Origin of the sequence: Bacillus sp. H1a (assembly GCF_000633475.1) — a bacterium.
In the GTDB taxonomy this organism is placed as follows: domain Bacteria; phylum Bacillota; class Bacilli; order Bacillales; family Bacillaceae_G; genus Bacillus_A; species Bacillus_A paramycoides.
Genome location: NZ_AYMH01000042.1, coordinates 64,631 through 78,351 on the forward strand (window position 1 = coordinate 64,631; position 13,721 = coordinate 78,351).

Annotated in this window: 12 protein-coding genes; 7 read left to right on the top strand and 5 right to left on the bottom strand. The window is 34.4% G+C overall.

All coding sequences use genetic code 11. The annotated features are described in order from the left end of the window. Positions 1-12 precede the first annotated feature (12 nt). The gene (locus tag U860_RS0119220; RefSeq protein ID WP_025149768.1) at positions 13-2,373 is read left to right on the top strand and encodes a heavy metal translocating P-type ATPase; all 2,361 of its coding nucleotides are present in this window, start codon (positions 13-15) and stop codon (positions 2,371-2,373) included. Between the two features lie 146 nt (positions 2,374-2,519). On the opposite strand, the gene U860_RS0119225 is transcribed toward U860_RS0119220, so the two are convergent. Next, positions 2,520-3,983: a nicotinate phosphoribosyltransferase gene (locus tag U860_RS0119225; protein ID WP_025149769.1), complete on the bottom strand. Its 1,464-nt coding sequence runs from the start codon at positions 3,981-3,983 to the stop codon at positions 2,520-2,522. 199 nt (positions 3,984-4,182) lie between these two features. On the opposite strand from U860_RS0119225, the gene U860_RS0119230 reads away from it, so the two are divergent. From U860_RS0119230 to U860_RS0119240, 3 genes are all read left to right on the top strand, one after another. Continuing rightward, entirely contained in the window at positions 4,183-5,454 is a 1,272-nt protein-coding gene (locus tag U860_RS0119230) for a helix-turn-helix transcriptional regulator (RefSeq protein WP_025149770.1), read from the top strand. Between the two features lie 2 nt (positions 5,455-5,456). Continuing rightward, complete coding sequence (nprX, locus tag U860_RS35670) at positions 5,457-5,588, top strand: quorum-signaling peptide NprX (protein ID WP_002174820.1); 132 nt, start codon at positions 5,457-5,459, stop codon at positions 5,586-5,588. A 168-nt stretch (positions 5,589-5,756) separates the two neighbouring features. Beyond that, a complete protein-coding gene (locus U860_RS0119240; RefSeq protein ID WP_025149771.1) occupies positions 5,757-7,457 on the top strand; it encodes a M4 family metallopeptidase in 1,701 nt (566 codons plus the stop codon). Between the two features lie 76 nt (positions 7,458-7,533). Here the strand turns inward: U860_RS0119240 and U860_RS0119245 are convergent, their stop codons facing one another. Next, positions 7,534-8,082: a VTT domain-containing protein gene (locus U860_RS0119245; RefSeq protein ID WP_025149772.1), complete on the bottom strand. Its 549-nt coding sequence runs from the start codon at positions 8,080-8,082 to the stop codon at positions 7,534-7,536. Positions 8,083-8,545: 463 nt separating this feature from the next. Between U860_RS0119245 and U860_RS0119250 the strand changes: the two genes are divergently transcribed. Next, positions 8,546-9,064, top strand: coding sequence for an RNase A-like domain-containing lipoprotein (locus tag U860_RS0119250; protein WP_025149773.1), 519 nt, complete (start codon positions 8,546-8,548; stop codon positions 9,062-9,064). A 16-nt stretch (positions 9,065-9,080) separates the two neighbouring features. Continuing rightward, the gene (locus tag U860_RS0119255; protein WP_025149774.1) at positions 9,081-9,353 is read left to right on the top strand and encodes a hypothetical protein; all 273 of its coding nucleotides are present in this window, start codon (positions 9,081-9,083) and stop codon (positions 9,351-9,353) included. Positions 9,354-9,357: 4 nt separating this feature from the next. Here the strand turns inward: U860_RS0119255 and U860_RS0119260 are convergent, their stop codons facing one another. From U860_RS0119260 to U860_RS0119270, 3 genes are all read right to left on the bottom strand, one after another. Next, complete coding sequence (locus tag U860_RS0119260) at positions 9,358-10,611, bottom strand: VanW family protein (RefSeq protein WP_025149775.1); 1,254 nt, start codon at positions 10,609-10,611, stop codon at positions 9,358-9,360. A gap of 234 nt (positions 10,612-10,845) precedes the next feature. Next, complete coding sequence (locus U860_RS0119265; RefSeq protein WP_025149776.1) at positions 10,846-11,862, bottom strand: LCP family protein; 1,017 nt, start codon at positions 11,860-11,862, stop codon at positions 10,846-10,848. A gap of 186 nt (positions 11,863-12,048) precedes the next feature. Continuing rightward, positions 12,049-13,227 carry a nucleoside transporter C-terminal domain-containing protein gene (locus U860_RS0119270; RefSeq protein WP_025149777.1) on the bottom strand — a complete coding sequence of 393 codons (1,179 nt, stop codon included), beginning with the start codon at positions 13,225-13,227 and terminating at the stop codon, positions 12,049-12,051. Positions 13,228-13,318: 91 nt separating this feature from the next. On the opposite strand from U860_RS0119270, the gene U860_RS0119275 reads away from it, so the two are divergent. Next, the gene (locus tag U860_RS0119275) at positions 13,319-13,705 is read left to right on the top strand and encodes a VOC family protein (RefSeq protein ID WP_025149778.1); all 387 of its coding nucleotides are present in this window, start codon (positions 13,319-13,321) and stop codon (positions 13,703-13,705) included. Positions 13,706-13,721 lie beyond the last annotated feature (16 nt).

A 13,721-nucleotide genomic window follows, 5' to 3' on the forward strand; every position in this document is an offset into this window, starting at 1 on the left:
GGGGGGAGAACGATGGCAGAAGCATTAGTGAAAAAGAAACTTATGCTAGAAGGTTTAGATTGTGCAAATTGTGCAATGAAAATTGAAAAGGGTGTTGGGAATATAGAAGGAGTAACGTCTTGTTCTGTAAACTTCGCAACAAAGACGATGCTTTTAGAAACACCGCAAAATAAAGAAAATCAAGTTGTTACGGAAGCGAAGCAACTTGTTACAAAATTAGAGCCGCACATTAAAGTGCAAGAAGAGCAAAAAACAAAAGCGGCAAAAGAAGTATTTATATTAGAAGGTCTAGACTGTGCGAATTGTGCAATGAAGATTGAAACGAAGGTAAAAGAAATGCCAACAGTTTCAGAAGCAACTGTTGATTTCGTGTCAAAGAAATTAAGAGTAGAAGTTGCAAATAAACGAGAACTTGAATCGACTGTACAGGATATAAAAAATGTCGTTCAAAAGTTAGAACCAGATGTAAAAGTTGTTCGTGAAGAGGAAAAAGGACACGATCACGGTCATGATCATGGTGATGGAAATGTGAAAAAGATGATAGGACGATTAGTAGTCGGTGGAATTTTGACAGGGATTGCTGCGTTAGCCGGATTACCGCAAATGATAACAATTCCATTATTCGTCCTTGCGTATTTATTAATTGGTGGAGATATTGTTTGGAGAGCGGTAAGAAACATAACGCGCGGCCAATTGTTTGATGAAAACTTTTTAATGGCAATTGCAACTTTAGGAGCCTTTGCAATTCAGCAATATCCAGAAGCAGTTGCGGTAATGTTATTCTATCAAGTAGGGGAATTGTTCCAAAGTATTGCAGTAAATCGCTCTCGAAAATCAATTACTTCATTAATGGATATTCGTCCTGATTATGCAAATGTGAAAGTTGGAAATGAAACGAAACAAGTATCACCAGAAGATGTACAAATCGGCGATTATATTATCGTGAAACCAGGTGAAAAAGTACCGTTAGATGGAAAAGTAGTCGAGGGAACATCAATGATGGATACTTCAGCGTTAACAGGTGAATCTGTACCGCGTGAAGTAGAAGTTGGTAATGATGTATTAAGTGGTTTTGTAAACCAAAATGGTGTATTAACAATTGAAGTTACAAAAGAGTTCGGTGAATCTACCGTATCGAAAATTTTGGACTTAGTACAAAATGCAAGTAGCAAAAAGGCACCAACAGAAAACTTTATTACGAAGTTTGCACGTTATTACACTCCGGTTGTAGTTATAACAGCGGCGATTATGGCATTTATTCCACCGCTTATTTTAGAAGGTGCTACGTTCTCAGATTGGATTTATAGAGCGCTAGTATTCTTAGTTATCTCGTGTCCATGTGCGCTAGTTGTATCCATTCCTCTTGGCTTCTTTGGAGGTATTGGTGGGGCATCTAAAAGTGGTATTTTAGTAAAAGGAAGTAACTATTTAGAGGCATTGAATGATGTGAAATATATCGTTTTTGATAAAACAGGAACATTAACAAAAGGTGTCTTTAAAGTTACAAAAATGGAGCCGAGTGAAGGTACTACAAGTGAAGAACTTTTAGAGTATGCAGCGTTTGCTGAAGTGTATTCAAATCATCCGATTGCACAATCTATTCGAACTGCATATGGAAAATCAATCGATGAAAATAGCATTGAAGACTATAGTGAAATTTCTGGTCATGGTACGGTTGTAAAAGTAAAAGGAAAAGAAATTTTCGCAGGTAATGCCAAATTAATGAGAAAAGAAAACATTACATTTAAGCAACCAGATACAGTAGGTACACTAGTTCATGTTGCTGTAAATGGTAAATATGCAGGTTATATTGTTATCTCTGATGAGGTAAAAGAGGATTCAAAACAAGCCATTCAAAAGTTAAAAGAATTAGGTATTAAGAAGACAGTCATGTTAACTGGTGATGCAAAACCAGTTGGTGAAGCTGTTGGTAAGGAATTAGGATTAGACGAAGTTCATGCAGAATTATTACCACAACAAAAAGTAGAAGAAATCGAAAAAATTGCTGCAGCAAAACACGGGAAAGAAAAGGTTGCTTTCGTTGGTGATGGTATTAACGATACACCAGTATTAGCACGAGCGGACGTTGGTATTGCGATGGGTGGTTTAGGATCAGATGCGGCGATTGAAGCTGCTGATATCGTTATTATGACTGATGAACCTTCAAAAATCGCAACAGCTGTAAAAATTGCAAAACGTACACGTAGTATTGTATGGCAAAATATTATATTTGCATTAGGGATAAAAGGGGTAGTGTTATTACTTGGCGCATTTGGTATTGCAACAATGTGGGAAGCGGTCTTCTCAGATGTTGGTGTGACATTACTTGCAGTTTTAAATGCAATGCGTGTACTGAGAGTGAAAGATTTATAAAAATAAGAGAGGGCGCGATTACGCCCTCTCTTATTTTTAGTCTTAGCTATTTTGTTGAAAATGAATCTTGATAAAACAATAACAAGTATTATTTTAATATATTTTATATGGTGTTAAGAAAACAGAGAAGGGGGAAACTTCTCTGTTTATTTTTGTATATTTTTCGCAACCTTTTCTCGAACAGTTTGAATGTAATCCATTTTATGATCCCAACATTCTTGGCTTAAATCTACAGGGTACTCTTCGGGATTTAAAGTTCGCATATATTCTTCCCAAAATAGTGCGAGACTGTTTTCATTATATCTTTGAATATCTAATATGTTTGGTAGTTCATACGCTCTTTTACCGTTAACGAAAATGTCTTTATGCAATTCACGTGCTTCAAAGTTGGTTACGAATTTACTTATATATGTATGAACAGGATGAAACATTTTTAAACGTTCTTCTTTTCCGGGTTCTTCAGAATCTAAAGCAATATAATCGCCCTCTGCATGATCGTTAACCCGATTAATAATACGATAAATTCGTTTAAGTCCTGGAGTTGTAATTTTTTCAGGATTAGATGAAATCTTAATCGTATCATTTAATTTTCCGTCAGCATCTTCAATGGCAACTAGTTTGTAGACGGCGCCTAATGCAGGCTGTTCAAAGGAGGTGATTAGCTTTGTACCAACACCCCATACATCAATTTTCGCCCCTTGAGATTTCAAGTGCATAATCGTATATTCATCTAAATCACTAGAAGCGATAATTTTTGTGTTTGTAAATCCAGCTGCATCAAGTAGTTTTCTTGCTTCTTTTGATAAATAAGCCATATCACCACTATCAAGGCGAATACCATAAAAATCGATACGATCCCCGAACTCTTTTGCAACACGAATCGCATTTGGGACACCGGATTTCAATGTGTCGTATGTATCGACAAGAAATACACATTTTTTATGTGTTTCAGCATATTTTTTAAACGCAACATATTCATCGCGATATGCTTGAACGAAAGAGTGGGCATGTGTGCCAGCTACAGGAATGCCGAAGCGTTTTCCTGCCCGAACGTTACTTGTAGAAGAAAACCCGCCAATAAAGGCAGCGCGTGTCCCCCAAAGAGCAGCATCGAACTCATGAGCGCGCCTTGTACCAAACTCTAAAAGTTCATCATTATTTGCAGCGTGCTTCATACGTGCGGCTTTTGTAGCAATCAATGTTTGGTAATTTACAATGTTTAAGAGGGCGGTTTCAATGATTTGTGCCTCGCCGAGCGGTGCATCAACACGTAATAAAGGTTCGTTATTAAAAACAACTTCACCTTCTTGCATACTACGAACCGTTCCAGTGAATTTCATATTTTGTAAATAATGAAGGAAGTCTTCTTCAAATTGTAGCTCTGCTAAATAAGCGAGATCACTTTCGGTAAAGCTAAAATTTTCTATGTACTCTACAATTTTCTCAAGACCAGCAAAAACAGCATAGCCGTTTTCGAATGGAAGCTTTCGAAAGTATAAATCAAAAACAGAACGGCGATTATGAATACCATCTTTCCAATATGTATAAGCCATGTTGATTTGATATAAATCTGTATGTAAGGCGTAACTATCGTCTTTATAATGATTCATTGCGAAAACACCTCCGTAATTTGGTTATAGTATACCAATTTTCCACCTTTCGTAGCAAAGAAGTAATATGGGTTTGAAGTCAAGAGAGAAAAAAATGAAATAATGCATATTTTTTAGAAAATTTACATTTATCAATTTATATTTCTCTGGATTTTATGTATTATTAGAGTAATGGGGGTAATGAGAATGGAGGAGGACAATGCAACAAACATTAGAAAAAATAGGCAAGCAAGTTTTTTATAAACGGCTACAGCAAAAAATGACACAAGAAGAATTATGTCAGGGCATTTGTTCTGTCTCATACTTAAGTAAGATCGAAAATGGAAAGATAGAAGCATCAGAAGAGATTCTACAATTGCTCTGCACAAGACTAGAAATTGCTGTATCGGATTTGAGAGATGTAGAAGAAGATGTGAAAGTGAAGTTGGATGAGTGGTTGAATGCACTAATTCATTTGGACAAGCAACAGGTAGAACGCATATATGAAGAGTTACAAGGTGAAATGCAGCATGTTTTAGATTTTGAAATTATAAATTATTATAAACTGCTTTATACACGTTATTTAATTATGAAAAGGGATATTTTAGCTCTTGAAGAAGAGTTAGAGAAATTGAAGAAAGTCTACAAAAAGTATTCTCCATTTCAGAAGTTGTTATATATGTATAGTAGAGGGTTATTGTGCTGTTTGCAGTATAGATGGAAGGATGGACTAGACTACTTATTAAAAACAGAAGTAATGGCCAAGGAACAAGGATATCATGAAACGGGTATGTACTATAATATAGCGCTCGCATATACTCATTTAGATATTCATCACCTTGCAATTCATTTTGTAAATATAGCATTAGAAGGATTTCGCAGTGAATATAAGTTTAGAAATATAATTAATTGCCAGATACTTATTGCGGTAAGCTATACAGAAAAAGGTCAGTATGAAGAGGCTTTAAAAATGTATGAGAGTATATTGAGGGAGGCCACATCTTTTGCGGATAAGGATGTACTTTTAGCTATTACTTTAAGTAATATGGGAAGTATATATTATAAAAAAAGTAAATATCAGCAGGCGAAGAAATATTATTTGGATAGTCTACAACTTCAAAAACAAATAGATTTAAACCATCTAGATACAATATATGAAATGGCATTAGTATGCATTAAATTAGAAGAATTAGAAGAGGCAAAGGAATGGATTGATAAGGGAATTGCTGCAGCAAAACAAGAAGAGAGATTTAATGCAAAGTTATATTTGCTTTTGATTCTTAGATATAAATATTTTGAAGAAGCAAAAGATTATAAAGTATTTTTGGAAAATGAGGCTATTCCTTTGTATAAATCTGCAGGAAATAAAATAGAATTAAAGAAAGTATACGTTGAACTTGCAGAACATTTTGCTAGTTTATCGAGGTTTGAAGAAAGTAATCGATATTATAAGTTAGTTATTGATTTAATGAATGATAATAAGGAGGATTAATAATGAAAAAGATGGTATTTGGAGTGTTAGCGTTTATAGTGACTCTTACAGTTGCTGGAGGAATACATCAGTATAGTAGTAAACCGGATATCGTTGGTCAACAAGCTAAAACAGTTCAACAAATTAATTCATAATAAGGAAACCCCTTTCCAATCGGAAAGGGGTTTCTCAATATTTGTTCTCCAAAATTCTACAAAACTTGAGAAAATAATTATTTGAATTTTTAGTATATTAATAGTGGAAACATAATGCTAATATAAAATTACTCTTTTTCAAAAATTTTTTATTAGGGGGAAGGTTATATGAAAAAGAAGAGTTTAGCTTTAGTGTTAGCGACAGGAATGGCAGTTACTACGTTTGGAGGGACAAGCTCTGCATTTGCAGATTCGAAGAATGTGCTCTCTACGAAGAAGTACAATGAAACGGTGCAGTCACCTGAGTTTATTTCTGGTGATCTAACTGGAGCAACTGGTAAGAAAGCTGAATCTGTTGTGTTTGATTACTTAAACGCGGCAAAAGGTGATTATAAGCTAGGGGAAAAGAGTGCGCAAGATTCTTTTAAAGTGAAACAAGTGAAAAAAGATGCTGTAACTGATTCAACAGTAGTACGTATGCAACAAGTTTACGAAGGAGTACCTGTATGGGGTTCTACTCAAGTAGCTCATGTGAGTAAAGATGGTTCTTTAAAAGTATTGTCTGGAACAGTTGCACCTGATTTAGACAAAAAGGAAAAGCTGAAAAATAAAAATAAGATTGAAGGCGCAAAAGCGATTGAAATTGCGCAGCAAGATTTAGGAGTAACACCGAAGTATGAAGTGGAGCCAAAAGCGGACTTATATGTATATCAAAATGGTGAGGAAACAACATATGCATATGTTGTAAATCTAAACTTCTTAGATCCAAGTCCAGGGAACTATTACTATTTCATTGAAGCAGACAGCGGTAAAGTGTTAAATAAATATAATAAACTTGATCATGTAACAAATGAAGATAAGTCGCCAGTTAAGCAAGATGCTCCTAAACAGGATGCAAAAGCAGTAGTAAAACCTGTAACAGGAACAAATAAAGTAGGAACTGGTAAAGGTGTATTAGGAGATACAAAATCTATTAATACAACGTTATCTGGATCGTCTTACTACTTACAAGATAATACGCGTGGAGCAACGATTTTCACATATGATGCGAAAAACCGTTCAACATTACCAGGAACATTATGGGCAGATGCAGATAATGTTTTCAATGCAGCGTATGATGCAGCGGCAGTAGACGCTCATTACTATGCAGGTAAAACATATGATTATTATAAAGCTACATTTAACAGAAACTCTATTAATGATGCAGGAGCACCGTTAAAATCGACAGTTCATTACGGAAGTAATTATAATAATGCCTTCTGGAACGGTTCGCAAATGGTGTATGGTGATGGAGATGGTGTAACATTTACTTCATTATCTGGTGGAATTGATGTTATTGGTCATGAATTAACACATGCTGTTACGGAAAATAGCTCAAATTTAATTTATCAAAATGAATCAGGAGCGTTAAATGAAGCAGTTTCTGATATTTTTGGTACATTAGTAGAGTTTTATGATAACCGTAACCCAGATTGGGAGATTGGTGAAGATATTTACACGCCTGGTAAAGCAGGAGATGCACTTCGCTCTATGAGCGATCCAACGAAATATGGTGATCCAGATCATTATTCTAAGCGTTACACTGGTTCAAGTGATAACGGTGGAGTTCATACAAACAGCGGTATTATTAATAAAGAAGCTTATTTATTAGCAAATGGTGGTACACATTACGGTGTAACTGTAAATGGTATCGGAAAAGATAAATTAGGTGCAATTTACTACCGTGCAAATACACAGTATTTCACGCAATCTACTACATTTAGTCAAGCTCGTGCTGGCTTAGTACAAGCTGCAGCTGATTTATATGGTGCGAATTCTGCTGAAGTAACAGCAGTTAAGCAATCATTTAGTGCTGTTGGTGTAAACTAAGATACTTCTATTCGTAAGAGATATGTATTAATAGAATATACTTCAAAAAAATAAAGAAGGAGCATAAGCTCCTTCTTTATTTTTTTCTCCATTTTTTCCACAAATAAAATAATCCGATACAACCTGCGATTGTTACAATCCACTTCGCTTCATTTGTTCCATTCATAACTTGGTATGCCGAATATACTTCGATCAATAAGGCCGGTATTTTCCCTATTGTACTGGCGATACTGAAGGAGAGTAATGACATATTCCCTAGAGCTGCAAATAAAGTGACGATGCTTGATGGAATGAAAGGTATCAACCGAAACGATAGAACGAGTAGGAAGGCTTCTTTACCTTCTACATAAAGGAGGCGTTCTACTTGTGGGTACTTATTTACTTTATTGTGAGTGAATTTTTGAAGGCCTAAGCGATAAATATAAAACGAGATAATAGCTCCTAACGCTTCGCCAACGATTGAAATAATAGTTCCGTTAGTTAAACCGAAAAGCTGTATGTTAATAGCGGTCAAAAAGATGCTTGGAATAACCCCTAATAAGCTAATAACAACATTGATTAAGAGACTAAGTGGTATTGCAATTGAGTAATATTCCATTAAGAAGTTTTGAATCGTTTCTGCCATAGTTATAAGATCCTTTATCTTTTTTTTGCATTACACCATATTTCTATAGTATAGGCAAGTGGAAATTTACATAATATAGATATTTGTTGATAAAACACCACTCGTATACCTTATAAGGGTATTGGGTATATAAAATAAGGGGTATATTTATTGGTTTTATAAAGTTTGAATAAATCCTTTGAATAAAGGGATTATTGAGTATATATAGGGTGGATTTCTTCGGGAAATAATTTGAAATTCATCGGGGTATATTTTTAAAAAGTGCAAAAACGTTGGATTTGATGAAATTAGGCCAGTGAGTTTAGAAAATGAATGAGAAATTGTAAAAAAGTACAATTGTGTAGTAAAGATGTGGTTTAGTATGTATAGAAATAAGTGTAGATATTTAAAATTTGCATGTTTTTTTCTATGCGAAATTGACTTTTAATGAAGTTACGATAATAATCATGGAAGAGGTGATATGATGAAACGAATAAGCAGTCTTTTCTTGAGTAGTTTATTGGCATTCATGCTGATCTTAAGTGGATGTGCAGGAAAAGAACAAAAAACAGAGAAACAAACAGGGAATCAAGCTACGTCAGTAGAGAAAATTAGTGATAATATTTTAGATCAAATGGAAGGGCCACCTAAAAATGGTCATACGATTGAAAGGCATGTAGGCAAATCAGAAGAAGATTTGAAGAATCGTTTGAAGACAGATAAAGTATCAGCAGCAAGTACATACTATGATAAAGAAACAGCGACGAAAGCTGTAAAAGATAGTTTGAAGCAACACGATAAGGAAATTCAGGATTGGTTGAAAAATTCTAAAGAGGCTCGTCTTGTATTAAATACAACTCATTCATTCCCGGTTGGAAAAACGGTAATAAAGAAAAATATGAATGTAAAAGACAAACTAGTAAAGACTGTAACTGTTTTAGCGAGAGATAAGTCAGGGGAATTAGGATTTAAGATTGTTACTTCTTATCCATCTGACAAATAAGAAGGGGGGAGTAAACATGTATACGACATTACAATACTTTCTCAAATCGTATTGTACGTTAAGCATCCATGAGAATGAAATAGTAAGTGTGATGGAAGAGTTTTTAGAACAAGAAGAAGAAGAAATTGTTTCGAAATTACGAGACGAATTATTATATATGAAGAAAAAGAACGCGTGGGAAGAAGCCTGCGTATTAGCTGCGAAGCAAGGAAATCGTATGTGGTCTTTAGAAGAAACGAAAGATCATCTTGAAAGTTTTATACTATTATTGCAAAAGAAAAAGGCGTGAGTAATCACGTCTTTTTATATACGCTTTTTGAAATTTGTCCATTTGAGATTACTTCACCGTTTTGTGTTACTTTTTTATATGTCACAGCCGTAATTTTATCGCCAGTCTCACTAATCACTTTAGAAGAAACGTCCACATCTTTCCCAGTAGCTGTACCGAAAATGCGTGCAGTAATACTACCTCCATTTGAAAAGGCTTGAATGTAAATATAATTCCCAGTATTGTTTTTAAATTTTAAATCAGGTCCATAATCTGCCACTGCTGCATCTTGGCCAAGTGGTAAGTAATGTACAGGCATAGAATGGTTGCTTCGAGCTACAATTCCTAAGTCAGCTCTTAAAGCTGCGCTATATAATGTGCTACTTACTTGGCAAACTCCCCCGCCAGCACTTTGTATAACTTTACCTTGCAAGTATACAGCTGCGGATTTATACCCATGTGCAGCATCAGTTACGCCAACACGTCCGTTAAAACTAAATGTTTCATCAGGTGCTACAATAGCTCCACTTAAAGTATTAGCTGACTTATTTACGTTAAAAGATTGACTTCCATTACGGCCAGCCATTGGAGTAGAATATTCAGCAATGACTTCTTTAATCCCCATTTTCTGTATATCTTCTGTAGACCGTTCTGGTTTTATTAGTGTAACCGGTAATAAAACATCTGATTTACCAGTAGTAATAGCTTGCTTCGTTAAATCAGTTAATTTTCCTTTATCAATTTTTTCCCCATTTTGACTTTGACTAATATTTACTGTTGAACCTTCCACACTTAATTCTGCATTAACAGGATTTTTTAATGTTTCATTATATTTATCTTTTATAAAGGCTTCATAAGCTGTTGTATTTAATTGTGGTGTTAATTTATAGTCGCGTTTTATTTCCCCATTTTCAGCTTGCTTGCGCATTTTGTAACGATTCATTACGGTTCCTTCTTGTTCTTTAAAGATTTTGTCGACAATATCTTTTTCTTTATAATCTACTCCTAAATCCTTCCATATGTAAGTTTGTTTATCGTTTTGGAATGTGTAGTTAAGAGATTTTTGATTTAATTCATTCACCTTTTGATTAACAATTGCTTGTATATCTGCTTTATTTTTTCCATCAAGAGAAATACCTTCAAATGTAGTGTTTGGTAGTGCAGTTGTATCTAATTGATTATTTAGTTTGGATACATATTGATATCCACCAACGCCACCTACACAAAGTAATATGCCACCAGCAATAGCGGAGCCGATTAGTATTTTGCTTAGCTTCATTTATTTCCCCCCAGAAATTTATGTATAAATATATGTATTACATATTTTGTATAAAAATGATGAAAATAACATTATGTATGTACTAGTATACTATTATTTTTACTGTGTGTGTAATGTTTTCATAAAAAATGTTACACTGTTGTAATAATTGTCTCTTTTTGTCACAATATGCATGCGAAATATGTTGAAAGTTATAATAAAAAGGCTGCTTAGAAAAATCTAGCAGCCTTTTTATTATAATTTTTTATGCTCATTTTTATTCGTAACACCAAGATGTTCTTGTAGTGTTGTCGATATATCCTGAACGCTTTTTTCGTTCGGAACGTAATAATAAATACCACCTATATATTTATCAGTACCTTCTACTTGTAGCTTATCCATTTTTAATTTTGAATCCATTGAATTTTTGGCAATAGCCATCATATCATCAAAAGCTAAATTTGTTTTTAAGTCGTTATCGACAGCATCTAATAAGCTTCCGATTTTATTAATGGAATTGAGCGATAGTGCTTTTTCGGCAATAGCTTCCAAAACAAGTTGTTGTCGTTGACCACGCATATAATCACTATCAATATGACGAGTTCTAGCTAGTGCAAGTGCTTCTTCTCCATTTAAATGTTGGCGTCCTTTTTTGAGGTGAATAGCATTTGCTTCGTCGCTACTATTTTGTTCTGTGCACTCAACTGGAACGTCGACAGTAATACCTCCAAGGGAATCAACAATATTGATAAAGGATTTGAAATTAAATTTTACATAGTAATCAACTGGGACATCTAAAAAATTTTCCACTGTATCAATTGTACTGTCTACACCACCAAATACGTGTGCATGTGTAATTTTATCATATTTATCACGTGACTTAATGTAAACACGTGAGTCACGTGGAATGCTGACAAGTTTAACGGATTTATCATTTTTATTAATTGTTGCAAGTAATAAAGCGTCCGTACGAGTTGCTTTTCCGTAATCTTTTTCCCTGATATCACTTTCATCTACACCCATGATAAGAACAGAAATATTGTCAGTCATAGGTTTAACAGCTTTTTCACGTTTGCTGGATTTATCTCCTCGGCCCAATTCAGAATAGGCGTTGCTTAAGACGGATTTTGCTTTACTATATATGTGGAAGGAGTAACCTCCTGCTCCCATTGCTACAATAAGTAATGGAATAAGAATGAACCAAAGTAGGCGTTTTTTCTTTGAACGTCCTTTTGTGGCTCGAGTTTCTTTGTTCATGTCGGATTTCATCATTTTTTCTCCTTTAAAACAATCAAAGTGTATACATCTAGAAGCGTATTAAAACACATAAAAAAAATTGTACGCTAAATAAAAGGGATTGTACATGTATAAAAAATAGATGTCTTGATTATTTATAAGACACCTATTCGTTATTGTATACAAAAGATAAGAATAAGAAAATGATAAAATTTTACCTAATTACAGCATAATACTTACAATAATCGCAGATAAAATACTAACAAGAGTAGCTCCGTATAATAATTTTAGACCAAATCGGGCAACGACATTTCCTTGTTCTTCGTTTAACCCTTTTACCGCACCTGAGATAATTCCAATGGAAGAGAAGTTGGCAAAAGAAACGAGGAAGACAGAAATAATACCAACTGTACGGATAGAGAGAGTACTGGAAATTTTGCTAAGATCCATCATTGCTACGAATTCATTTGTTACAAGTTTAGTTGCCATAATGCTACCAGCTGTGACAATTTCAGAACTTGGTACGCCGATAAGGAATGCGATTGGAGCGAATACATAACCTATTAGTTGTTGGAAAGTAATGCCGAATATAATGAGGAATAGGTTATTAATGCAACTCATTAATGCGACGAATCCAATAAGCATAGCGCCGACGACAATTGCTACGCGAAAACCATCGAGGATGTATTCTCCAAGCATTTCAAAAAAGCTTTGCTTTTCACCTTTTATTTCCAAAATATCTTCATCATCGTTAACGTCATAGGGGTTAATAATGAGTACGATAATAAAACCGCTAAATAAATTGAGAACGAGTGCGGTTACTACATATTTTGGTTCAATCATCGTCATATAGGCACCGACAATGGACATAGATACTGTGGACATAGCAGAGGCGCAAAGTGTATAAAGTCGATGTTTTGGGATTTGAGCTAATTGTTTTTTTACCGTAATAAAAACTTCTGATTGACCGACAATAGCAGAAGCGATGGCATTGTAAGATTCTAATTTCCCAAGACCATTTATTTTACTGAGAAAGAAACCAATCCAATGAATGAAGAATGGCAGTATTTTGAAATGTTGTAATATACCAATTAAGACGGAAATAAAGACAATCGGTAATAACACGTTAAGGAAAAATGGCATTTCTCCTTTGTTTGCAAGACCGCCAAATACAAAGTTTATACCGGATGCAGCGTAGTCGAGTAACTTTGTAAACAAATTAGAAATTATCGTAATAAGTACGAGGCCGATTTCTGTATTTAATAATAAATAGGTTAAAATTAACTGTATAATAAGCATGATGAAAATTGGTTTGAATTTAATATGTTTTTTATTGTTACTAGCAATATAGGCGAGGAAAAAAACAACGATAAGTCCGACGAAAAAAGTGATAAATTTCATAATAAGCCCCCTAAAAGAGATATTCTGATATATATGTTTTTCAATTAAAGGGAGAATATGCATGTTTAGTAAAGAGAGGAATAAAAGAATCATGAACATATGTAGAGTACATCACGTTGCAATTATTTGTTCAAATTATGAAGTGTCAAAGGATTTTTATACGAGAATATTAGGTTTTAAAGCGATAAATGAAGTATACAGAAAGGAACGAAATTCTTATAAGTTAGATTTATGTGTAGGAGAAGAGTATCAAATTGAATTATTTTCATTCCAAAGTCCACCGAAGCGTCAAAGCTTTCCAGAGGCCGCTGGACTTAGACATTTAGCCTTTGCTGTTACTGATATAGAAGAAGCTGTTAAACATTTAAATCAATGCGGGGTTGAGACAGAATTGATACGTGTTGATGAAATAACGGGAAAAAAATTCGTCTTTTTCCAAGACCCCGACAGTTTACCATTAGAACTGTATGAAAGCTGAAAATTGGTGAATTTTA

Excerpts from the sequence above, each read along its gene's own strand:
- U860_RS0119220 (WP_025149768.1), top strand. The coding sequence starts at position 13 with ATGGCAGAAGCATTAGTGAAAAAGAAACTTATGCTAGAAGGTTTAGAT.
- U860_RS0119225 (WP_025149769.1), bottom strand. The coding sequence starts at position 3,983 with ATGAATCATTATAAAGACGATAGTTACGCCTTACATACAGATTTATAT.
- U860_RS0119230 (WP_025149770.1), top strand. The coding sequence starts at position 4,183 with ATGCAACAAACATTAGAAAAAATAGGCAAGCAAGTTTTTTATAAACGG.
- nprX (WP_002174820.1), top strand. The coding sequence starts at position 5,457 with ATGAAAAAGATGGTATTTGGAGTGTTAGCGTTTATAGTGACTCTTACA.
- U860_RS0119240 (WP_025149771.1), top strand. The coding sequence starts at position 5,757 with ATGAAAAAGAAGAGTTTAGCTTTAGTGTTAGCGACAGGAATGGCAGTT.
- U860_RS0119245 (WP_025149772.1), bottom strand. The coding sequence starts at position 8,082 with ATGGCAGAAACGATTCAAAACTTCTTAATGGAATATTACTCAATTGCA.
- U860_RS0119250 (WP_025149773.1), top strand. The coding sequence starts at position 8,546 with ATGAAACGAATAAGCAGTCTTTTCTTGAGTAGTTTATTGGCATTCATG.
- U860_RS0119255 (WP_025149774.1), top strand. The coding sequence starts at position 9,081 with ATGTATACGACATTACAATACTTTCTCAAATCGTATTGTACGTTAAGC.
- U860_RS0119260 (WP_025149775.1), bottom strand. The coding sequence starts at position 10,611 with ATGAAGCTAAGCAAAATACTAATCGGCTCCGCTATTGCTGGTGGCATA.
- U860_RS0119265 (WP_025149776.1), bottom strand. The coding sequence starts at position 11,862 with ATGATGAAATCCGACATGAACAAAGAAACTCGAGCCACAAAAGGACGT.
- U860_RS0119270 (WP_025149777.1), bottom strand. The coding sequence starts at position 13,227 with ATGAAATTTATCACTTTTTTCGTCGGACTTATCGTTGTTTTTTTCCTC.
- U860_RS0119275 (WP_025149778.1), top strand. The coding sequence starts at position 13,319 with ATGAACATATGTAGAGTACATCACGTTGCAATTATTTGTTCAAATTAT.